This is a genomic window from Acinetobacter sp. YH12097 (genome assembly GCF_013419225.1).
Classification (GTDB): Bacteria; Pseudomonadota; Gammaproteobacteria; order Pseudomonadales; family Moraxellaceae; genus Acinetobacter; species Acinetobacter amyesii.
In genome coordinates this window covers 1-22,223 of sequence record NZ_VPAN01000038.1, presented here as the reverse complement: position 1 = coordinate 22,223, position 22,223 = coordinate 1, and the positions used below count along the sequence as shown (strand labels likewise).

Here is a 22,223-nt window from a genome sequence, read left to right as displayed (position 1 = left end):
GTTACTCCACAATAATTGCTGAATCAAAGAACAAAACAACAATTAGTTGTTGGTTGGTTAGAGAAAAAGGAATCGATTAATATACTATAAGAGAGGTAAATTGCAAAAAATCTAGCGCTTTTGGTGACCGTCTAGGAAACGATCGACGCAATAACTGATGTAATTGATGGTTTCTTGATCATTTTCATCAATGGTGATGCCCATGAGCACGCGCCATTCTAAATTACGTAAAATTCCAAAATAAAACTGAGCCGAAAACAACGGGTTTTCACAATACAGCAAACCGTGTTGATGCGCTTGATTTAAAATTTCTGCAACGGTGTTCTGAATTTGTTTTGGGCCTTGCTCATGAATATAACGTGCTATTTCAGGATTACGTCCTGTTTGTTCTAAGACTAACCGCATAAATGCCGCATTTTCAGGCATCACGATATGCTGATGAAAGTCACTTAAAGTATTGATGAGATAAGCACGAATATCGGTGTCAGGGCTCACCGTAAATGGTAGGCAAATATCTTTGAAAAATAAGCAGCGACGATAGTCACAAATGGCCTTAAATAATCCGTCTTTATTACCAAAATATTTATAGATTGACGCTTTTGAACTACCTGCATGATTCACGATGTCATCTAATGAAACTGCATCAAAACCACGTTTTAAAAAAAGCTCCGTAGCACTTTCTAAAAGCGCAACACATCGTTCATGTCCGCGCCGCGTTTGTGGCTGGTCATGCGTTAGAGGTTCAATGTGTATTAAATCTTGCATAAAGTGATAATTTTTAACAAAAAAAGAGCTGATTTGACGATAATTATAGCAAAAAATTCAGTACTTTTCTGCTTTGCTTATAAATTAGAGATCTTTGACTAAAGAATAACAACAGATAGGTGACAAGTGAAATATTTGACTAAAGTTTTAGAGTTAATATTCTACAAAGCCATAGAGTTAGGAAAAAATATGGATATACTCAAACTTCGAAAATTAAAGTAAATGCCGTGGAAAGGAATATGACACAACAAACGTCTGCAGGCTTAAGATTTAGACAAGCATTAGAAGTAGAAAAGCCGTTACAAATCATTGGTACCGTAAATGCCTATGCAGCTATGATGGCGAAAGAAGTCGGCTATAAAGCGATATATTTATCTGGTGCAGGTGTTGCGAACTATTCATATGGTTTACCTGACTTAGGCATGACCAGTTTAGACAATGTTTTGGAAGATGTTCGTCGTATTACTGAACGTGTAGATACGCCATTACTTGTCGATATCGATACAGGTTGGGGCGGTGCATTTAATATTGCCCGCAGTGTGAAGCAAATGATTGCAGCAGGTGCAGCAGCGGTTCATATTGAAGACCAAGTCGCACAAAAGCGTTGTGGTCACCGTCCGAACAAAGAAATCGTGTCACAACAAGAAATGGTTGACCGTATTAAAGCGGCTGTTGATGCAAAAACCGATTCAAACTTTGTGGTGATGGCGCGTACAGATGCATTACAAAAAGAAGGTTTGCAAGCAGTGATCGACCGTGCATGTGCCTGTGTAGAAGCAGGTGCAGATGCGATCTTTGCTGAAGCAATGACAGACATCACCATGTACAAAACTGTCTGCGATGCTGTTGGTGTCCCTGTACTGGCAAACATTACAGAGTTTGGTGATACCCCTTACTACACCAAAGAAGAACTAGGCGAGCAGGGTATTGCAATGGTGCTTTACCCATTATCACCAACACGTGCAATGCAAAAAGCGGCACTCGAAGTAATGCATGCGATCCGCAATGACGGTACACAAGTCAATGTACTGGATAAAATGCAACAACGAAAAGAACTCTATCAATTCCTCGATTATCACACTTTTGAAAACACCTTAGATAAATTGTTCACTGAAGGAAAATAAAAAATGGCTGAAGGAAAAGTACTCACGGGCGCAGGACTGCGCGGACAAGTAGCTGGTAAAACTGCATTGTCAACTGTAGGCAAAAGTGGTGCGGGCTTAACCTATCGTGGTTATGACGTTCAAGACTTGGCAGAAAACTGTCAGTTTGAAGAAGTCGCGTACCTGATTTTCTTTGGTGAATTGCCAACAACAGAACAATTAGCAGCATACAAAGCTAAACTCAAATCATTGCGTCAATTGCCACAAGCGTTGAAAGAAGTATTAGAACGTATTCCTGCGGACTCACATCCAATGGATGTGATGCGTACAGGCGTTTCAATGTTAGGCAACCTTGAAACTGAACAATCGTTTGAACAACAACAAGATGTTGCAGACCGTATTTTGGCAACACTGCCTGCGATCATCTGCTACTGGTACCGTTTTAGCCATGACGGCGTACGTGTAGAAGAAAATACCGATGATGATTCAATTGGCGCTCAATTCTTGCATTTACTTCGTGGTGAAAAACCAAATGAATTGCATGAGCAAGTGATGAACGTATCACTGATTTTGTATGCAGAGCATGAGTTTAACGCATCTACTTTCACAGCACGTGTATGTGCTTCGACGCTTTCAGATATGCATTCGTGTATTACTGGTGCGATTGGTTCACTTCGTGGCCCATTACATGGCGGTGCAAATGAAGCTGCGATGGAAATGATTGAAAACTGGACGTCTCCAGAAGAAGCTGAACGTGAAATGCTCGGCAAACTTGAGCGTAAAGAAAAGATCATGGGCTTTGGTCATGCGATTTATAAAGACAATGACCCACGTAACGGCATCATCAAAATCTGGTCTGAACGCCTAGCGAAAGACGTTGGCGATACGGTACTTTATCCAGTATCAGTACGCTGTGAAGAAGTGATGTGGCGTGAGAAGAAACTGTTCTGTAATGCAGATTTCTTCCATGCATCTGCTTATCACTTCATGGATATTGCAACGAAATTGTTTACGCCAATTTTTGTAATGTCACGTGTAACAGGCTGGGCTGCACATGTAATGGAGCAGCGTGCGGACAACCGTATTATTCGCCCAAGTGCGGACTATACAGGTCCGGAATTACGTAAAGTTGTGCCAATTGCAGAGCGTTCTGCAGCATAATTTTAAGTGTAATAAAAAAGCCTCAAAAGAGGCTTTTTTATTATTTGTTATTTAATTTAACAATCTATTTGGTTAATAAAACTGGATCTTCAACGCTATATCCTGTTTCAAATGGAATCCCTAGATATTTAACAGTTACTAAATAAAAAGGCTTTTGCACTACACGATAAGTTTTAGAGATTTTTAAACCTTCTTTATAGGTCTCAGCCTTTTGTACAGCGCTTTTATACTGCGAATTTTTAACACGATATTGATAGGTCCATTTATCAATGGTTTCAGTGGGGTCATACCATGATTTAGCAGTGCCATTCATGGTTGTTAATAACTGTATTCGAGCATTATTGTTATTTACTGGTGTTAATTTGACTAAACGTTTTTTTATTTTCGCGATTTCTTTATCAAACTGGGTGCTGTCTTGATCGTAATCAATCCGTTTTGTCTTGGGATTAATATATAAAGATCTCACTGTAATTAATTGCGTCGGTTTTTGGCTATTTAATTGATAATAATATAATTGTGGTAAACGACCACGACCATCTTCAAAATGACGCATTAAATAGATTTTTTGGTCTTTTTTATCAAAACCTAAAACCTCAATGGTTTGAGGGCCGCCTACCGTCGCGAAAGCAGAGCAGGAAATTAGGGTGCTAATTGCGAATGCATTGAAATGACGTAGCTGCATTTTCTTGTCCTGATAAGTAAATTCCTCAATACAGTATGCGATGCAAAATGATATTTAAATATGAAGATTATGTATGTTTTATTCTGCATTTAAGATGTCTAATACACTGTGAGCAACATTTTCAGTTAACTGATCTAAGCGTTCTAAAGCCGTACCCAAAATAAAATAGTGGTAATTATAAATACGACTGTCATGTAAGATTGAAATATAAAATGTTCCTTCGGGTTTTTCTACGGTTGCACTGCCACCGGGTTTGAGTAATCCAGTGCAGGCCACCACAAAGTCCGCATGTAAAAATAGTTGTTGTCCTTGCTCAGCCATCGCTTGAGTCACTTCTGCGGATTCGGCCGTAAATTTTTCTATCAGTAGAGGATCTACTTTTAAAATTTCACGTTTGATCGATGGATCATAGCTCACAAGACCACCTAACAAGATATCTGCACCACTATTCTTATAAATTGAAAATTGGCTACATAAATAACCAGAGCTTGCACTCTCGATAAACGCGATGGTCATGGATTTTTGTTCTAAAGCATCGCAACACTGTTTAAGCACGTGCTTACCCCAAAGTAGAATGGTGAATGATCATTAGTATTCTTAAAATTTTAGCATTGATTCCGCTCGCCTGTAATTTCACTAAAAGTCTAAGGTGGCACTGTGGGCGTTGAGGAATTCACAAAAATAGTGTGATTGTTTAGAAGCTGTACGAAAAGATGAAATAAAGGTTTCTTCGGAAGGGAAACGATGTTAAAACTTAAAATAAAGAGCGTAACAAAAGTAGGTTTATTTCAATGAAAACGACTGTTAAATATGTAGTATTAAAAAGCCTAGACTATCAATTGGGCACGCCACTTTTTCAAGAAGAATTAGACGCAGATAGCCTGTATTTTGATCAAATTCCGGCTGTAATTCAGTATCAAAATCATCAATTCAAAGTGAAAAGTAAAGAGTTAAAGCGTGTTTATTTGGCTGAAGAAAATGAAGACATGCAAACCATTATTGTGAAAGTACTTGCCGTTTAATTTCGATCAATTTTTAGTATTAAAAATACAGCTCTCATTGAGTTGGGAGCTGTATTTTTGTATTTGATAGACTCAAACTATAGATTAATCTAGATTTAAAGGAGATATATATTTTTAATGATCACTTGATCATATCGATTTAGCTATTCGACCAACAGCTATTTAATCCCCCAGATATTATTTAGTATAATTTATCTGTTTTTTCATGGGGGGAGACATGATGGACTTATTTAAATTTCTAAAAAGCTTTAATACAACGGGCACTTATCTTTTAATTTCAACGATTTCGCTAGTTTGCTTAGTTGTGTATTTCTATTTTATTAATCCAAACTGATCTAAGTTGACTACCAACATCTTTGGCTTTAAATAAAGAGCTTAGTAAATAAAACTACATAATAAAATTTTATATCAAAAATATTGATATAAAATTTTTAGTGAATTTAAAATAAAAAGCGCCTCTTGGCGCTTTTTATTTTAAGTATTAGTTTATTGGGCAGGTATTTAAATACGTCTTATTATCAATTGAGTGAATAAAGTTGTCGATTAAATATTCGCTTTGTTTGAGTGAATCACGATGGTCACCATTTTTAATTGGGTGAAAGGCTATGGGCTTATTTTCCTTGCAGACTTTTTGGTAATAAGCATGGACACCCCGATAATCTACCAATTGATCTTGATCACCTTGTACTAACAGTAAAGGTACCTGAGGTGTCATCAATTCGATCGACTGTTTTTTTAAATAACGGGTCAATGGCGTTAAATCTACATTAGGTTTAAAAACAGTTTTTGGCGATACTTTTAGTTCATTTTGTAGTTCTGATAAGCAGCGATTGCGAGCTTGATTGAGGATTTTCTGCATTTCTGGGCTGACAAAATCTTTTGCTGAAAGTGTAGGCTCTGCAGCTTCAGCACCTAACAGGACTATAGGTAAAAATGCTGCAACGCTCGGATCAATATTAGACTGATTTGCGACATATTCAGCAATCCCTTCATATTGGTAACCGCCGGGTGCCAATGCAATTGCGCCGCGTAAATTGAGTTCTGGGGCATTCTTTTGTCCAAACGCTGCTACGGTTAGGGAAGCAGCGCCGCCTTGACTGTGGCCCATGACATACCAGTTTTTACTTAATTTGACTGATTTTAATTGATGTATGGCACGGACAGCATCCACGACAGTGTGTAACTGACTTTGAGCATTCATATAGGGGTGACCGCCTGGTGTGCCTAAACCTTGATAATCAGGCGCAACGACTGCATAGCCACGAGCAAGCCAAGCGTTTAAAGCTTTGGCTGCAATTTGTTGGTATATGTGAACGGGTCCATCAGCATAATCACCCGAAGGTGCGCAGGTATCAGCTACACCAGTTGTACCATGTGCCCATGCCAAAACTGGCCAACCACCTTTCGGGGCTTTACCTTTAGGTAATAGGATATATCCAGAAGCAACAATCGGCTCTGCATAAACACCTCGACTTCGATAAGTGACGATATATCGTTCAGCTGCATTACTAAAAAGATCAGGTGTTTGAGCTTGTATAGATAGTATTGTACCGGGTGTAAGGGCTGTTATATTGGCGATTTGACCTTCATTTATTCTGGAAGGTACAGGAGATGCAGTTGTGTATGTTGAAGCTAGACAAATACAGCTAGCAACCAATTTGAGAATAAAATGCTTAGTTTCCATTATGGGCACCGTCTTCTGTTCAAAAGGTTAATTTCAAGTTTTCACGTTGTATCAATTATTCTATGAATTTTTAATATAGTGGCTAATCTGCATAAAATAAAGTTCGATGTTGAACTTACTTTTTGATTTAAAATGTAACAATTGTGGTGAATGAATATGAATTCACTCACATTGCTTATGCTGAAAATATAGTCTTTTGTTATTTCCTTTAAAACGGCTTTGTTGCACAAATATTTAAAAATTAAAATCTCCCATACCTACTCATATTTAAGTGACAACTTGGGTATGAGGGCGACCTAATCCTGCGAATTTATTTAAGACATCTACGCGTGCATGAATCTCATTCACTTTACTATTAAAATTCCTTGAGCAGAGTTTATCGCCTAATAATTTAATGCAATGCATCTTGGTTTCAACTAGACTTCGCCGATGATAGCCCGACCTTTTTTTCAAGAGTGTCCTGCCTGAGAAGCACTGCTTCGCAAGATTAACCGTTCGAAGGAGTTCATTTCGCTCTCGTGAATGAGTTTTTATATCTTTCCAGGGCTTTGCATTTTTTCTAGGTGGAATCACTGCATACGCTTGCCGATCTGCAATGACCTGACGGCATCGTGTATAGACAGAATCGATTTGTTCATCTAAAGGGATTTGAGCAAGTAAATCTTCCAGTACCTATGAATCACTGACATTATCTGCGGTGAGGTGTACAGCACGTATTTGAATAGTTTCAGCATCGATACCAATATGAACCTTACGCCATTGGCGACGATATTTAGGTCCATTTTTTTTACGCTTCCATTCACCTTCACCTAAAAACTTTAGGCAAGTAGAGTCTACGAGTAGATGGAGACCACCACTACTTTTTTGATAGCCAATTGCAATATCGATATGCCTTTGTCTTCTGCACAGTGTGGAATAATCTGGCGCTGTCCAAGCTAATCCACAAAGCTTAATCAGACTTTGGACAAAGCCTGTGACCATTCGCAAAGACAATTTAAATAAAGTTTTGATCATTAAGCAGCATTGAATAGCCGTATCGGAGTAAGTTTGATTTCGACCTTGTTTTGCTTGCGGATGAGCCTACCATTGAGTCAAAGGTTCAAACCGGATAGAAATATTTCCTCGATTAATTAAGGCGCGGTTATATGTGGACCAATTGGTTGTACGAAAGATTTTGGATGTAGGTTTATTCATCTAGGAATTATATTGCGGAATAAGACCTTATCGGTAGGTTTGTGCAACAAAGCCTTTAACAATATAAAAATTTTAAATTACTTAAAATTGTAACAAAAATAACTTTTATACGTATGGATTATATATTTTAGTTAATCTTAACAAAGACTTAGCAAAATATTTAAATTGGATAAAAGTTAATATCTTTAATTTGCATTAATGTTTTGTTTTTTGATCTATTTCGCACTTTTAAATTTATACAATTTAGTTAAATTAATAGAATAACTATTCTAAATCAAGCAATCAAAATACCCAATTTATATGATCATCATGTTTTAAGGCAGATCTATGATTTTGTAGTCGAACGGGAAGGATTCGAAAAATTAACATCCTATAACCAAGCTATGGAGTTTTTCAAAGAATGAACCGTACCGGGTTTGTCGGAGACATTTTTATTTAAGTTAGGCCACGTGACCTAACGGGTTAATCTTATCATAGTACATTGCTTCAAACTCAAAAGGCGATACATAACCCAATGCGCTGTGTACACGCTTTTTGTTGAACCAATCTACCCAATTTAATGTCGCAAGTTGTACATCCGCTAAACCTTGCCAGTCTGCTTTTAAATATTCAATCACCTCTGTTTTGTATAACCCATTCACTGTTTCAGCCAAAGCGTTATCGTATGAATCACCGGTCGTACCGACTGATGCTCGTAAATTTGCTGCTTCTAAACGATTGGTATAGCGAATTGAAAGATATTGAACACCTCTATCTGAATGATGAATCACATTCTTAGGCATACCTCGGTCATGCAATGCTTGCTCTAGTGCATCGAGCACCATGTCTGTATTCATACGTGTTGATACTTTCCATCCAACAATCGCTCGTGAGAACACATCAATAATAAAGGCGGTATAGACCCAGCCTGAATGAGTTTGAATATACGTGAAGTCACCGACCTGAGAAGCATCGCTTCGCAAGGGTTTGGATAATCAGCAGTAAAATTACGTTTCACTAAATCATCCGCTCTTTTTTGATCATCTCGGCTACGGGTGGTGTATTTATTCTTCCCACGCCAAACACCCTGTATACCTAGCTTCTTCATCAAGCGAACCACTGTACAGCGTGCAATAACATAACCTTCACGTTTCAGTTGTTGCCAAACTTTACGTACACCATATCGACCTGAACTTTCTTTCCAAATTCGTTTAATTTGTTCAGCATGATGCAAATCATGTAGATCTCGCTTTGCTCGATGTTCTGGGTTTTCAGCAATATCTAGTGTTCGATAATAGGTAGAAGCTGAGATCGGTAAAATCCTACAAATCGCCTCAACACCATATAACGCCTTATTGTTATGGATGAAATCCACCATTATTTGTGTGGGCGGTCGAGCTCCGCCTGGGCGAAAAAAGCGGCTGCTTTACGCAGAATTTCATTGGCACGCTTTAATTCTTTGATTTCACGTTCCATTTGCTTCATTTTTTCTTGATCAGAGATCTGTTGTACTTTGATAGGATTTTGCTCATCTAAATGCTTTTGATGCCAAGCACGAAGTGTTTCAGGAGTACAACCAATCTTAGGCGCAATAGCTGTGATCGCAGCCCAATTAGATGGATAGTCTTTTTCAGATTCAATCAATAATTGAACCGCTCTTTCTCTGATTTCAGGGGTATATTTTAATTTGGTCATCGGAACATTCTCTCAGAATACTGAGTCTCCGACAAACCCGGTACGGTTCAAAGGAAATAAGAGTTACCGCTAATAAAAGCACCTTAAGGTGCTTTACCCCAATTGGGTGTTACGAATATTTTCTTAACGTGGCGCTCTCATTTAATAGCAATCTTCGCCCTCACACAAGTCGCTAAAGAATTCCGCAAATGGGTACTCGATGTACTGGAAAAAGAAGTTCTAAAACAGCAAATCGACACACGAGTAAAAATCAACGCAGAGCAGCAAGCAGAACTCAAAGAAATTATCGACCGACGTGCCCAAGGTGAACGCAAACTACATGCAGAAATGTGGTCACGTCACAAAAAACACTTCCGCATCGCACGTTATAGCGATCTGTTGCCCATTCATTTCCACGACGCAGTAAATTACCTAGAAACTTTAGAAGTTAAGTCAAAAGGAAATATCTATATAGATGAAAAACAATTCCTAGAAATGCTCTGCGTACATGCACGAGTCTTTCAAGCGTGGTGGAACACACATAGCCCAGCATTACTCAATTCATTACTGATGAGCATGCTCAACGACAATATGTTCTCTATGAGCAGTGCCATATCAAACGTAAGTAAAAATGTGGATTCATAATGCCAAACTATGATTACGGCCACATGTTTGAATTACAGACACTTTCACATGCAAGATACGGACTGCTCAAGTAAAAAATAAGCCACCTTCGTACGGTTTTTTTATATCAATGGATAACAAAAGGAAATGGCAAAAGTGCTTTGTACATCTTACGATATAAATGAAAAATCATTGATGAAATTTAGAATTTCACATGATTAAAAATGATCAATTTAAAAATGGCACATAGTGATGAAAAAATTAACTTTGTTAGGTTCAATAACTTTGGCTTTGTCTGCGGCGGTTTCGCCAAGTGTATCTGCTGCACCAGTAAAACCCATTCAGTTTGCAAAAGGTGCTATTGGTACTACAGTTGCAGGATCATTTAAAGGCTACGATGACATTCAGTATAGTTTGAATGCTAAGGCTGGACAAACTTTAAGCTATAAGCTGACAAGCAATCATGATTTAGCCCAAATTAATATATATGCTCCTGGTGATAAACCAGGAAAAGCAGACGCTTTGGTGATTGGATCTACAACAGGAGCATCTGGAAAATTCAAGCTGCCAGAATCAGGCAATTATTTGATTCAGATCTACCAAATGCGGAATACGGCACGGAATAATAGAACAGTTAATTATAAATTGCATGTTGAAGCAGTTCGCTAAACTTACTTTATCTGGATAGCTTAGAAAGTAACCGAAGCAAAACCAACCAGATGAAATTATATAAGTGATAAAAAATATTCAAAAAACCACCAAAAAGTGGTTTTTTGAGTTTTGTATTAATTGGAAAATTATAAGAAATTAAGAAAAATGATATTGATAAATATAATGAATTTAGAATGAAGACATTAAATTGATCGTTTTCTTAATTTAATAAATTGCTTAATATTTAATTTAGTATCTAAAAATATGATAACATGTGCACATTCTAAACAGTGGCTTAGATTGAGTCAGCCTTTAATTTTCAATTTATGCACATGAATATTTTTAATATTTATCGTATAGAGCGAAATTACAATCGCCAGCACTCATCTTTACAAGCCTGTTTCTTTCGCAAGTAGCGGATATCTCTTTGATCAATTTTGATCTGTCTTACAAATAAAACGGAATAGGGAAGGTATGTCTTCATTGAAACCGTCATGGTATTCCAATGTGAATCCAAATGTGTTTATTAGCACAGTTGTTATTATCGGCATTTTCATTGCCATTGTATTTTTAGCTCCCAATGCTTTTGATCTAATTACTAAACAACTAAATCAATGGGTTACAAACTCATTCAGTTGGTTCTATGTGTTATCTGTAGCCATTTTTCTAATAGTGCTTATTTATATTGCCTGTTCAAATATGGGTAAAATTAAATTAGGTTTAGACCATAGCCAACCAAAATATAGTAATAGCTCCTGGTTTGCTATGTTATTTACTGCTGGTATGGGTATTGGCTTAATGTTTTTCGGTGTCGCGGAGCCAGTGATGCACTATGTATCACCTCCAACTGGTGATCCTGAAACGATCCAATCAGCGCAGCAAGCCATGCGCGTAACCTTCTTCCACTGGGGACTTCATGCATGGGCAATCTACACCATCGTTGGCTTAGCGTTAGCTTACTTTGCTTATAGACACAATCTACCTCTAAAAATTCGCTCTGCGTTATATCCTCTCATAGGAAAAAAAATCTATGGTCCAATCGGTGATGGTGTAGATACCTTTGCGACGATCGGTACAGTATTTGGTGTCGCAACAACATTAGGTTTTGGTGTAACCCAAATTAACTCTGGCTTAAATTATTTATTCGGAATTGAATATTCAACGACGACGCAGCTTATTTTAATTGTCATTGTTACAGCTATGGCATCTTTATCTGTATTTATGGGCTTAGACAAGGGTATTAAACGATTATCAGAGATTAATCTGGGCCTAGCTTTAGTGCTGTTGCTATTTGTATTTTTTGCTAGTTCAAGCATTTTTATATTGCAAACGACTATCCAAAACACGGGGCAATATATTTCAAATTTGTTCAATATGACCTTTAATTTATATGCCTACCAGTCTGATGGTTGGATCGGTGGTTGGACAATTATGTACTGGGCATGGTGGATTTCATGGTCACCATTTGTAGGTATGTTTATTGCGCGTGTGTCTGAAGGACGTACTATTCGTGAGTTTATTGTAGGTGTTTTACTTATACCAACAGGCTTCACGCTGATCTGGATGGGAGTGATGGGCAACGCTGCACTCTATAGCATCTTAAACGAAGCGAATACCTCACTGATTTCTGCAGTACAACGAGACTCATCCGTTGCGCTATTTGAGTATTTAGGAACTTTGCCATTCTCAGGCATTATGAGTTTTGTTGCGACCATATTGGTTATGCTATTTTTTGTGACTTCAGCGGACTCTGGTGCACTTGTTACAGATTATTTAACAGCTAAATCTGAGAACTCCCCAACATGGCAACGATTGTTTTGGACAACTCTAATGGCTGTTCTTGCGATTGTTTTGTTGTTTGCAGGAGGTTTAGGTGCTTTACAATCTGCAACAATGTTGAGTGCATTACCATTCACTTTTGTAATGCTTTTAATTTGCTGGGGCTTAGTCAAGGCTCTACATTTAGATGCAACCAAGATGCAAGCATTACAGGATGCGCGTATTACACCTAGAGCAATTCATAATCCAAGAAGTTGGCAGCAACGTTTAGGATTGATTATGCATTATCCGCATACACGTGAAGAAGTTGAACAATATATTGATACAACGGTAAGCCAGGCATTTTCAAATCTACAGAAAGAGTTTAAGCGTCGTCATTTAGATGTGACGGTAAACACGATAGATGATGGCTTGCAGCTTCGTGTAAACCATCAAGATGAGATTAACTTTATCTACCAAGTAGTTGTCCAAGAAAAAAATACACCAAGCTTTATGATTGATTCAGGAGAAATTACGCAAGATTATCAAGCTGAAGTATTTTTGAGGGAAGGTGGTCAAAATTATGACATCATCGAATGGACGCAAGAAGATATCTTGCAAGATGTCATTGATCAATATGAGCGTCATCTGCATTTTTTAAATTTAGTTCGAACTAAGAGCCAATAGATAAAAAACCGCCCAAATGGGCGGTTTTTATTAACATATGAGAGTTTTATAAGTAAAAATAACATATTGTTTAATAAATAGAATAATGAGGAAATTTGATATTTTGATAAAATTGTACAAATTTTGAAATAATTTAATTAAAATAAATTTGTATACTCGTCATATCCTAACCAAGCCTTTTAGATGCAAAAGCATACAACTCTGAAAAGTTTATAACTTACTGTAAATACTAAGGAATACAGTTTGATGCTTAACATTCCAATCCAATCCAAACTCGGTGGATTCTACTTTTTCTATTATTCAATAGTGGGTACATTCATGCCGTATTGGAGTTTGTATTTAGAGGATCAAGGGTTTAATTATCAAGAAATAGGTGTTTTATCTTCGATTGCAATTGTGACACGTTTTTTTGCCCCATTTATTTGGGGGTGGATTGCGGATAAATCCGGCAAGCGTATGCTTTTAGTTCGAATTGCAACTTGGATGGAAGCCTGTATTTGGTTTCTGATTTTTATAATTCCCAACAGTTTTCAGTCTGTTGCATTACTCATGCTGGTTTTTAGTTTCTTTCAAAATGCCATATTGGCTCAATTTGAAGGAGTAACTTTATTTTGGTTAGCTGAGCGGCGTGCAGAACTTTATGGAAAAGTCAGAAAATGGGGATCAGTTGGTTTCATTGTTGGGGTATTTGGAATAGGGGCTTTGCTAGAAATAATACCTGTTTCCATGCTTCCTATCATGTTGTTATGCATTGCATTTCTCGCATTTATTTGGTCATTTACGATTAAAGAGCCCGCTACTGCACCATCTTCACAGAAAAAACTTGAACCACTTTGGCCTATCTTAAAACGGCCTATTGTAGCGAGTTTTTTTATCATTGAATTTTTTCTGCTCTTTTCGCATGCACCGTTTTATAGTTTTTATAGCAATTACCTTAAGCAGGCCGATTTTTCGACGAGCCAAATCGGTTTTTTATGGTCTGTCGGAGTCATTGCGGAAATCATTATGTTTGCCTATGCCAATGTCTTTTTTAATCGATATTCTTGGCGAAACTTAGTGCTTATGTGTCTGGGACTAACAGGAATGCGATGGTTGATTGTAGGCTTATATCCGGCGGTGTTTATCACTCAATTTGCTGCGCAAACGATTCATGCCTTCAGTTTTGGATTATTCCACTTAATCGCGATGCGAATCATTTTTCAAAATTTTACCGCAAGTCAACAAGGGCGAGGTCAAGCGCTATACAGTACCATGTGGGGCTTAGGTGTTGCGAGTGGCAGTATTTTAGCAGGTCGATATTGGGACATGCTTTCGGGACCCGTTATTTTTATGATCGCAGGACTGGCGGTTCTACCTGCCATGTTTTTGGTCGTGGGCTTGCCTAAAACGATTCAAAAGCCAGCTTGAAGCAATTCAGTATATTGATAAGTCTCAATGGACTAAAATCACCTGATTACGGCCGAGCTCTTTGGCTTGATATAAGGCCTGATCGGCTTGATTAATCATACTTTGCAAACTTGGAGCATTGGGCAAAGACTGATGAATCAGACCAATACTCACCGTAATATAAATCGTATTTTGTTCATCAATGAAAATAGGTGTGGTTTCAACGACTTTTCGGATACGTTCAGCGATACCTTGGGCTTCAGGTGCTGCAATGTTGGTAAGTAATATACTAAACTCTTCACCACCTATACGTGCAAATAAATCTGTTTCACGCAAATTCTTACGTACAATACCAGAAAATTCCTGTAAAACTTGGTCACCGACATAATGCCCATATTGATCATTCAATTGTTTAAAATGATCAATATCTATCATGATAATGGAAAAGTTAAGCTGAATTTGGTTTTGTAGGTAAAGCTCACCTTGCTCGAAAAAATATCGACGATTCATCGCATGCGTTAAACTATCATGATTTGCAAGGTATAAAACTTCTTTATACAGTTCGTGCCGATTGCGGCTAATAATACAAAGAATTAATGGAGCGATTATCAGCATGGCAAGGCCAATGCGTACAGAAATGGCTGTAGACAAGTAGGTGAGTGATGAATCATGTAAATAGAAGGCATTTAAATTGTAATAGGTCGCTAAAATGACTACGGCATTAATCAGAGATAGGGTAAATAATCGATAGGTTAATGCTGCCCAAATTAGAGCCGCTAAAGGGTAGAGAATTGCCCCTGGACCTGCAGAAACGGCTGTTAAAAATACACAGAAGACAACTGCAATTGCCGGAAATATTTTATTGATCTGAAAGCTTTGATGACGTCGATCTTTGAAATAAAGTTTAAGATCGGCCAGTTTAGGAAAAGACAGAATAAGCGGTAATATAATCAGCGCATTTAATATTTCAGTAATCCACCACATACCAAAATCAATCGACAATCGATCGGTCGACATAAACGTGTTGGGGATATAAGGCACAGTGAAAATAGCAAAAAGAGCACCTGCAAGGCATCCACCACAGGCGATGATGACAATCATGGTCAGAAAGGTGAAACCTTTATTATAGTTTTGATAGTTCACCTGAAAATATCGCATAAAAAATAGCGATACCATGCTGTTGGTTAAATTTGAAAAAGTGAGAAATAAAGTGAGTTGGAAATAATTGCCCGTCACTAAATCTGCGAGCATATAACCGGTAAATGCACCTAACCATCCTCCCAGATTACTCAGTTTAGGGAACCTTAAGAATATTGCTAACAATACTGCATTCGCAGGCCAAAAAATCGCTAAATAGCTTAATGGGCGGCTGAAAATACCGACTAAGCAGCAGCAAAGAATAACTGCAGCGACTATGACAAAAGCCATGCTGTGGCGTGCATTAAGCGGAGCAAGACTATTCGAATGCAGTTTCATTAGCTTATGTAAGCCTAAGTTAAATATGGGAGAATTCGTTTTTTTCGAATATTAAACGATAAAAAAGATTTTATATTATTTTATTGTAAATAGTGTGATTTGTTTGGCATTTAGCTGATTTGTAGTTTCGTTAACGGAGATTGATTTTCTGGATAAAGATGAAAAATGATTGTTATGAAAATGTGATAAACCGCGGATTTGTAAAAAAATGTGTTACTTTAAGAGCATGATTTATATGACTGATTAAATGTATGAAAATAGCATATCTTACAGTTTTACTCATGTTGAGTTCATCGTTGGTGATGGCGGCAGATAATAAGAATACAACTCAAAATTCAGAGGCTAAAAATCAAGTTGAAGCTATAAATAGCTTTAGGGTGACAACACGTTCTGAATTGGTTGGCTTATGGGGCATGGAAATTCCGACCAACAAAAAGTGCGTCGAATATTATAATTTTAAGAGCAATAATGATGTAGTGATCAAAAGTGGTGAAGAGTGGTCATCTGGGGTATATGACTATCAACCTGCGCAAGATCCGAATGTGCAAATTCCAGCACTGATTTTACAAGTAAAATATGACAATAATCAGATGGATTGTTCGGGCAATATTCAAGATCAAACCGGCGAAATTTCACAGTACTTTGTAAAGTGGAAAAGTCCATCGGTTATTAATTTCTGTGCCAATGATCAGGCTCAGCAGTGTTTTGCGACATTGCGTCGAGTTTTGCCTTAAGTATGACATATTGATATTTCTTCTTATAAAAATAAAAAACCACTCATTTGAGTGGTTTTTTTGACGTTGAAGATTTATTTATCTTCATGTCCTTCGACTTTCTTTAATAGATGCTTTTCAAGATAGTGAATATCCATTGCTTGTTCGCAGAAATTTTTATCTTGAAGAATCAAATCTTTATGTAGCGGAATATTGGTTTTCACGCCAGTTAAGATAATCTCTTCTAGAGCTTGTTTCATGCGCGCAATAGAGGTTTCACGATCTTTACCATGCGCAATGAGTTTTGCAATCATTGAATCATAGTATGGCGGGATACTATATCCTTGATAGATATGAGAATCTAGTCGGATACCTGCGCCGCCCGGTGCATAGAAATGATCGATTTTGCCCGGTGAAGGCATAAATGTAGATGGATCTTCCGCATTAATACGACATTCAATCGCATGACCTTTAAGTTGAATATCTTCTTGTTGAAGATCCAAACCTAAACCGGCAGCAATGCGTAATTGTTGCTCGATAATATCTACGCCAGTCACTTGCTCAGTAACAGGATGTTCTACTTGTACACGAGTATTCATTTCAATAAAGAAGAATTCACCTTCTTCAAATAAGAACTCGAATGTACCAGCACCACGGTATTGCATTAATTTACAAGCATTTACACACGCTTCAAGAATATGCGCACGTGCTTCTTCAGGTAAACCCGGTGCAGGCGCTTCTTCAAGCACTTTTTGATGGCGACGTTGCAATGAACAGTCACGATCATAAAGATGAATTGCATGGCCATTACCATCTGCAAGAACTTGCACTTCGACATGGCGTGGCTTTTGAAGGAAGCGTTCCATATAAACGGTGTCGTCACCAAACCACATTTCCGCATCACGTTGAGCGGCTTGTACAGATTCGAGTAGCGTGTCTACACGTTCAACGATACGCATACCACGACCACCACCACCTGAGGCAGCTTTTACAATCAATGGAAAGCCAATTTCTTTGGCTTCTGCCAATGCATTGTGAATCGTTACAGCATGGTCACAACCCGGAACTGTTGGTACGCCAGCTTTTTTCATCGCAATAATGGCAGAAACTTTGTTCCCCATTAAGCGAATGTGTTCAGGACGCGGACCGATAAAGATAAAACCTGAGTTTTCTACAATTTCTGCAAACTCAGCGTTTTCAGATAAGAAACCATAACCTGGATGGATGGCATCTGCACCGGTGATTTCAGCCGCTGTAATAATGGCAGGGATATTGAGATAACTTTCGCTGCTGGCACCTGGTCCAATACACACTGCTTCGTCACAGAAGCGTAAGTGCATTAGGTCTTTGTCGGCATCGGAATAAATCCCTACGGTTTTAATTCCTAAAGTTTTGCAAGCGCGGGTGATGCGGAGCGCAATCTCACCACGGTTTGCAATTAAAACTTTTTGCAACATTGTGATTCCCCGTGGTCTTAAGCGCGATAGCGGAATAATGGTTGACCGAATTGGATCACTTCGCCATTTTTAACCAAAATTTCTTCAATTACACCGCTTTGAGTTGCTTCAATTGGGTTCATGATTTTCATTGCTTCGATGATACCGAGTGTTTCACCAGCAGATACAGTTTGACCAACTTTAACAAATGGTGCTTCACCTGGATTTGGCGCAGCATAGAACACACCAACCATAGGAGACGGCTCAACAGCACCACGTGGTGAACGAGGTGCAGCAGGTGCAGCGGCGGGAGCAGCCATAGCAGGCGCAGCGGCAGCAACTACTGGATTGCGACGAGTTAGAGCAATCGATTGATCGCCTTCTTTAACTTCAATCGCCTGTAAGTCAGATTCAATCATCAAATCGATGAGTTTCTTGATTTTACGGATATCCATGAACAGTATTCCTAATTAAGATTGAGAAGTTGGTTGAATTTTTTCGATGGCGAAGTCTAGTGCTGCGGCATAACCTTTTGCACCTAAACCACAAATAACGCCAACGGCTTTATCAGATAGATAGGAGTGATGTCTAAATGCTTCGCGAGCGTGGACATTTGATAGATGTACTTCGATAAACGGAATGGCTACACCAAGAAGGGCATCACGCACAGCAACCGAAGTATGTGTTAGGGCTGCTGGGTTAATAATGATGAATTGAACGCCTTCTTGTTGTGCTTGATGAATTCGGTCGACGACAGCGCCTTCCCAATTACTTTGGAAAGTGTCGAGAGAAATGGAAGCGTTTTGAGCCTGTGAAATCAGTTTTTGGTTGATATCTTCGAGTGTTAGATAGCCATAAACTTCGGGTTCACGTTTTCCCAGTAAGTTGAGATTCGGTCCATGAATGACCAAAATGGTCGAGCTCATTCAGCCTGCTCCAATAAAAAGTTGCAAATTTACTTTGCAAGATACCTGCAAAGTTTGCTCATTATGGCATAAAATTCCACATTTTTTTTATAATTTCTTTGAAATGACGTGAAAAGCATGTGCCGAGAATGGGCTATATAATGCGAACTTTGCAGAGAATTGGCAATGTTAAAAAATTACATTTTTATCATTATATTGTAGGACATCATTTTAAACCCAATTGGCTAAAACTGTTGATATCTTTTGTGTAAACTTGCTTTATCGTGGTGCATGCGTTTAGCAATAACCAGTATAAATGATTTGAAAGGTGAGATGGCTTGTACATTTGTCTTATAGATCGTCAGTTGAACAGCCTACGCATGCATAGTCGTAAAGATGGTATTTATACAGCGACTTAAAAAATTCTAAGGTTTAACTTATTTCACGCGTAAAGGAATCTAAATTGTTCTCAGTTTTCAATCGAGTTATTTGAAAGAATAAATCAGGTTTGTGTGCTAAGTATATAAAAATTAAAAGATAGTTACTTTTTCTATGGTTTATAAAGCATATTTCTAGGCCAATGAAATTTTTTTCATAGATGATAGGGCTCAAGCTAGATATTTTGTTTGCCTTAGCGAATTAAATATTCTGTGGGAGCATTTCCTTATAAGTAGGCAGCTTTAGATATGATGAACATTTATTGCCTAGCTAAGTCATACTTTATAGACCTATATATAAGCGTATTAACCATCCTGTGTATTTTCTAGTCAGTGTTTTGAATCTATGAAACGTGCAAGGCATTGACGATTTCTTTCATAAATCATGTAAGTTTGGAAAATCGGGTATTTGTCCAAATTTGCACAGGCATTGGCAAAAGTTAAATCTGTGGTGGTAAAGAAGCTTGCTGTTTGAATGTTGATTCTATTTTTTTTCGTCTATTTCTGTGTTTGAGCGGTATATGTCTTAAATTAAGTTTCCTTTATTCCTGTTTATACCTTTACATGGAATCTACAGCATTGAGTCTTTTGTTATAAATGAATTGATAAAACAAGGCACGAATGCTTTCGCACGGAAAAAATTTATCTATATAAGTGTAATTCACGGTAGAATGCCCGAAACCTATATGGCCTGAGAACAAACATGGCAAAACATACGCAAAATTCATCACCTTTGGCAGAACTGATTGCAGAACAAAAACTTTTATGTGAAGAAGTGGGTTCTGCATATGTAGAAGTGCAGGGCGATGATGTAATTGCTGTGGCTGTCCATACCTTAAATAAAGATCCAATAGTTGGTATTCGTAAGCCTGCAGAAGGTGATGAAAATGTCAGTTGGTATATTTATGGCGGCGAGCTTGAAGGCGCAGATAACTTTGAAACAATGACTGTGCGTAAACTGCAAGATGTTGTGCCTGAAGTGCTACCGTATTTAGCTTTGGATGTGGGCTATCGTTTTATGATCGATGCTGATGATTATGAAGATGTCTGGAAAGAAGGTGATGAGGCTTAATTTATGCATTCTCCGTTGATGTATAAACTTTATGTCTTTATTTTTTCTGTGTTTACTGCTTCTGTAGCATATGCAAATGTGAATGAAGCGGTTACTCCACAACTGACTCAAGCTGAATATAATGCTCAGATACATACATATACTGAGCAAATTAATTCAACCAAAGCTATTTTGGATGATCCTGCATCTACTGCAACGGGTCAGCAGCAAACTCAAGCATTTTGTTTAAGATTGAATGCATATCGACAGATTTTAGAAATATCTCAGCAAAACTCAGCTCTTGAAATGGCCAATCTAATGCGAGTGGCTTCACAGCACTATTTACAACAACAGCAACAGAGTATGCAGTCATCTGGCTTAAACGAAAGTGCATTTTGTTCGAGTCCTACAAAATAATTTAGGTTTAAATTTCTCTGCTTAAACTTTTGGGCTCTAGTCTAACTTTCTTTCATTTTGTTCTATTTTTCATAATTCGAAATGGTCTAATATTTCAAAATTATTACAGCATTATTCACTATAGGTGCAGTTTCTAATAATCTTAGAAGTTGAAAATGTAGATTGTCAGAAAATGATATAAAATATGCTTAAATTGACAAGTCCATCACATTATTATGATCAAGTTAGAACGATTTATATGCAACAAACATCCCTGGTCCTGTTGCATAGGTCAGTACTAATACATCAACTTGTTGATGTCGTTCTCTTTTGGCCACTGAATAAGTGGCTATTTTTTTGTGAAAAATTAAATGCTTAATTGGGTGATAAATCCAATGTAGGTAACTTTTACATAATTCTTGATTTACTATCCACACACATTGACTCATATACGACATTCTTTTCGAGCAATACAATCAAATGATTTAAGCATTTTGAATTTTTATCAATTTCTTCTCAGGATGACTGATGGATAAATAGACAAATATTGCGAGTATGATAAGATGATTGAACACATTATTTTTGATGTTTGAGGAGTTGTTACATGACAGCTTATACTTCAGTAATGAAAGCAAGCCAATATGAGGACGATATGATCCCGAGCCTTGCTATCCATGCATTTCGCCATGCTTTTGAACAAGCAAGTGCGTCATCCACTGTGGTTTATGTAAAAGGTCTACAACTGGTTCAACGTCTGCAAAATGGTCAAGAAGTACAAATAAAAGATGTATCAGCCGACTTTGTACAAGTGGATGATCTACCAAAAATTTTAAAACGAAAAAAGAAAATAGAGGAAATTGTTTAATACATGCCTCCACAACCTCGCATTAGAATGTTCGCGGGTCCAAATGGTTCAGGTAAAAGCACAGTTAAAGAATATTTATTGCCCCATCATATTGGGGCATATTTAAATGCGGATGAACTCGAAGCTCAACTGAAACATTCACACCGGCTCAATTTGTTGGATTACCATCCCGCTTTAAAATCCGAAGCACTAATTGACTTTCTATATACGAAAAAGCGTCCCGCTGATGGAGAATTTATTCCGCTATTAGCACGAAAACCTCAGATATTAGATCCGTGGAAAATTGAATTTCATCCAGATCAGATTGATTCATATCTTTGTGCAAGAATTATCGATTACATCCGTTTGCAGTTTTTAGAACTAAAAATTAGTTTTACCTTTGAAACGGTGATGTCCCATATTTCCAAGGTGGAGTTTCTACGCGAAGCAAAAAGAAAAGGCTTTCGAACTGATATACGCTGAATTATCAGGAGACTTTCCCTTGGGAGATTCTAGGCAGCCAACTTATAAAAGTCTTCGGCCATTTGATTTGGTGTCTTAAAACCCAAACCCTTTTGAATTCTTCGATGATTAT

At 37.7% G+C, this 22,223-nt stretch carries 19 protein-coding genes, 3 pseudogenes and 1 other annotated feature; of the genes and pseudogenes, 12 read left to right on the top strand and 10 right to left on the bottom strand.

Features of this window, described 5'->3' with window-relative positions; genetic code table 11:
* Positions 1 to 111: 111 nt before the first annotated feature.
* Positions 112 to 765, bottom strand: coding sequence for a TetR/AcrR family transcriptional regulator (locus FTU37_RS13590; protein ID WP_180124494.1), 654 nt, complete (start codon positions 763 to 765; stop codon positions 112 to 114).
* Between the two features lie 239 nt (positions 766 to 1,004).
* Between FTU37_RS13590 and prpB the strand changes: the two genes are divergently transcribed.
* On the top strand, positions 1,005 to 1,889 hold the full coding sequence (prpB, locus tag FTU37_RS13585; protein ID WP_180005561.1) for a methylisocitrate lyase: 885 nt from the start codon (positions 1,005 to 1,007) through the stop codon (positions 1,887 to 1,889).
* 3 nt (positions 1,890 to 1,892) lie between these two features.
* Positions 1,893 to 3,029: a 2-methylcitrate synthase gene (gene prpC / locus FTU37_RS13580; protein ID WP_180007804.1), complete on the top strand. Its 1,137-nt coding sequence runs from the start codon at positions 1,893 to 1,895 to the stop codon at positions 3,027 to 3,029.
* 64 nt (positions 3,030 to 3,093) lie between these two features.
* On the opposite strand, the gene FTU37_RS13575 is transcribed toward prpC, so the two are convergent.
* Positions 3,094 to 3,711, bottom strand: a complete 618-nt coding sequence (locus tag FTU37_RS13575; protein ID WP_180064135.1) for an aminotransferase — start codon at positions 3,709 to 3,711, stop codon at positions 3,094 to 3,096.
* A gap of 78 nt (positions 3,712 to 3,789) precedes the next feature.
* The gene (locus tag FTU37_RS13570) at positions 3,790 to 4,266 is read right to left on the bottom strand and encodes a CinA family protein (protein ID WP_111883695.1); all 477 of its coding nucleotides are present in this window, start codon (positions 4,264 to 4,266) and stop codon (positions 3,790 to 3,792) included.
* 236 nt (positions 4,267 to 4,502) lie between these two features.
* Between FTU37_RS13570 and FTU37_RS13565 the strand changes: the two genes are divergently transcribed.
* Positions 4,503 to 4,733, top strand: a complete 231-nt coding sequence (locus FTU37_RS13565) for a hypothetical protein (protein ID WP_078190858.1) — start codon at positions 4,503 to 4,505, stop codon at positions 4,731 to 4,733.
* Positions 4,734 to 5,214: 481 nt separating this feature from the next.
* On the opposite strand, the gene FTU37_RS13560 is transcribed toward FTU37_RS13565, so the two are convergent.
* The 3 genes and pseudogenes from FTU37_RS13560 to FTU37_RS13550 form a co-directional block, all read right to left on the bottom strand.
* Positions 5,215 to 6,420 (bottom strand): alpha/beta fold hydrolase, encoded by a 1,206-nt coding sequence (locus FTU37_RS13560; protein WP_180124495.1) that lies wholly within the window; start codon positions 6,418 to 6,420, stop codon positions 5,215 to 5,217.
* A 264-nt stretch (positions 6,421 to 6,684) separates the two neighbouring features.
* A pseudogene (locus tag FTU37_RS13555) lies at positions 6,685 to 7,611 on the bottom strand (IS5 family transposase).
* 440 nt (positions 7,612 to 8,051) lie between these two features.
* Positions 8,052 to 9,285: pseudogene (locus FTU37_RS13550) on the bottom strand (IS3-like element ISAba34 family transposase).
* Positions 8,894 to 9,010 (bottom strand) — a sequence feature (AL1L pseudoknot). (Overlaps the previous pseudogene by 117 nt.)
* Before the next feature lie 102 nt (positions 9,286 to 9,387).
* Between FTU37_RS13550 and FTU37_RS13545 the strand changes: the two are divergent.
* The 4 genes from FTU37_RS13545 to FTU37_RS13530 all read left to right on the top strand — a co-directional run bounded on the left by FTU37_RS13545 (position 9,388) and on the right by FTU37_RS13530 (position 14,391).
* Positions 9,388 to 9,909, top strand: a complete 522-nt coding sequence (locus FTU37_RS13545) for a hypothetical protein (RefSeq protein WP_168379499.1) — start codon at positions 9,388 to 9,390, stop codon at positions 9,907 to 9,909.
* A gap of 231 nt (positions 9,910 to 10,140) precedes the next feature.
* Complete coding sequence (locus tag FTU37_RS13540) at positions 10,141 to 10,557, top strand: DNA breaking-rejoining protein (RefSeq protein ID WP_168379498.1); 417 nt, start codon at positions 10,141 to 10,143, stop codon at positions 10,555 to 10,557.
* A 456-nt stretch (positions 10,558 to 11,013) separates the two neighbouring features.
* On the top strand, positions 11,014 to 12,984 hold the full coding sequence (locus tag FTU37_RS13535; protein WP_168379497.1) for a choline BCCT transporter BetT: 1,971 nt from the start codon (positions 11,014 to 11,016) through the stop codon (positions 12,982 to 12,984).
* A 246-nt stretch (positions 12,985 to 13,230) separates the two neighbouring features.
* Positions 13,231 to 14,391 carry an MFS transporter gene (locus FTU37_RS13530; protein ID WP_168379496.1) on the top strand — a complete coding sequence of 387 codons (1,161 nt, stop codon included), beginning with the start codon at positions 13,231 to 13,233 and terminating at the stop codon, positions 14,389 to 14,391.
* 24 nt (positions 14,392 to 14,415) lie between these two features.
* Here the strand turns inward: FTU37_RS13530 and FTU37_RS13525 are convergent, their stop codons facing one another.
* Positions 14,416 to 15,798, bottom strand: a complete 1,383-nt coding sequence (locus FTU37_RS13525; protein WP_252725866.1) for a sensor domain-containing diguanylate cyclase — start codon at positions 15,796 to 15,798, stop codon at positions 14,416 to 14,418.
* Positions 15,799 to 16,097: 299 nt separating this feature from the next.
* On the opposite strand from FTU37_RS13525, the gene FTU37_RS13520 reads away from it, so the two are divergent.
* Complete coding sequence (locus tag FTU37_RS13520; RefSeq protein ID WP_168379494.1) at positions 16,098 to 16,580, top strand: hypothetical protein; 483 nt, start codon at positions 16,098 to 16,100, stop codon at positions 16,578 to 16,580.
* Positions 16,581 to 16,654: 74 nt separating this feature from the next.
* On the opposite strand, the gene accC is transcribed toward FTU37_RS13520, so the two are convergent.
* The 3 genes from accC to aroQ are packed head-to-tail and all read right to left on the bottom strand — an operon-like array spanning position 16,655 to position 18,921.
* Positions 16,655 to 18,016: an acetyl-CoA carboxylase biotin carboxylase subunit gene (gene accC, locus FTU37_RS13515; protein ID WP_111885487.1), complete on the bottom strand. Its 1,362-nt coding sequence runs from the start codon at positions 18,014 to 18,016 to the stop codon at positions 16,655 to 16,657.
* Between the two features lie 17 nt (positions 18,017 to 18,033).
* Positions 18,034 to 18,450 carry an acetyl-CoA carboxylase biotin carboxyl carrier protein gene (accB, locus tag FTU37_RS13510; RefSeq protein WP_078190790.1) on the bottom strand — a complete coding sequence of 139 codons (417 nt, stop codon included), beginning with the start codon at positions 18,448 to 18,450 and terminating at the stop codon, positions 18,034 to 18,036.
* Positions 18,451 to 18,465: 15 nt separating this feature from the next.
* Positions 18,466 to 18,921, bottom strand: a complete 456-nt coding sequence (gene aroQ / locus FTU37_RS13505; RefSeq protein WP_078190789.1) for a type II 3-dehydroquinate dehydratase — start codon at positions 18,919 to 18,921, stop codon at positions 18,466 to 18,468.
* A gap of 1,119 nt (positions 18,922 to 20,040) precedes the next feature.
* On the opposite strand from aroQ, the gene FTU37_RS13500 reads away from it, so the two are divergent.
* From FTU37_RS13500 to FTU37_RS13485, 4 genes and pseudogenes are all read left to right on the top strand, one after another.
* Positions 20,041 to 20,409, top strand: coding sequence for a hypothetical protein (locus FTU37_RS13500; RefSeq protein WP_078190788.1), 369 nt, complete (start codon positions 20,041 to 20,043; stop codon positions 20,407 to 20,409).
* A gap of 3 nt (positions 20,410 to 20,412) precedes the next feature.
* A complete protein-coding gene (locus tag FTU37_RS13495) occupies positions 20,413 to 20,805 on the top strand; it encodes a hypothetical protein (protein ID WP_168379493.1) in 393 nt (130 codons plus the stop codon).
* A gap of 583 nt (positions 20,806 to 21,388) precedes the next feature.
* Positions 21,389 to 21,649 carry a hypothetical protein gene (locus tag FTU37_RS13490; protein WP_168379492.1) on the top strand — a complete coding sequence of 87 codons (261 nt, stop codon included), beginning with the start codon at positions 21,389 to 21,391 and terminating at the stop codon, positions 21,647 to 21,649.
* 27 nt (positions 21,650 to 21,676) lie between these two features.
* Positions 21,677 to 22,099 (top strand): annotated as a pseudogene (locus FTU37_RS13485) (zeta toxin); the annotation flags it as partial.
* Positions 22,100 to 22,223: the final 124 nt, after the last annotated feature.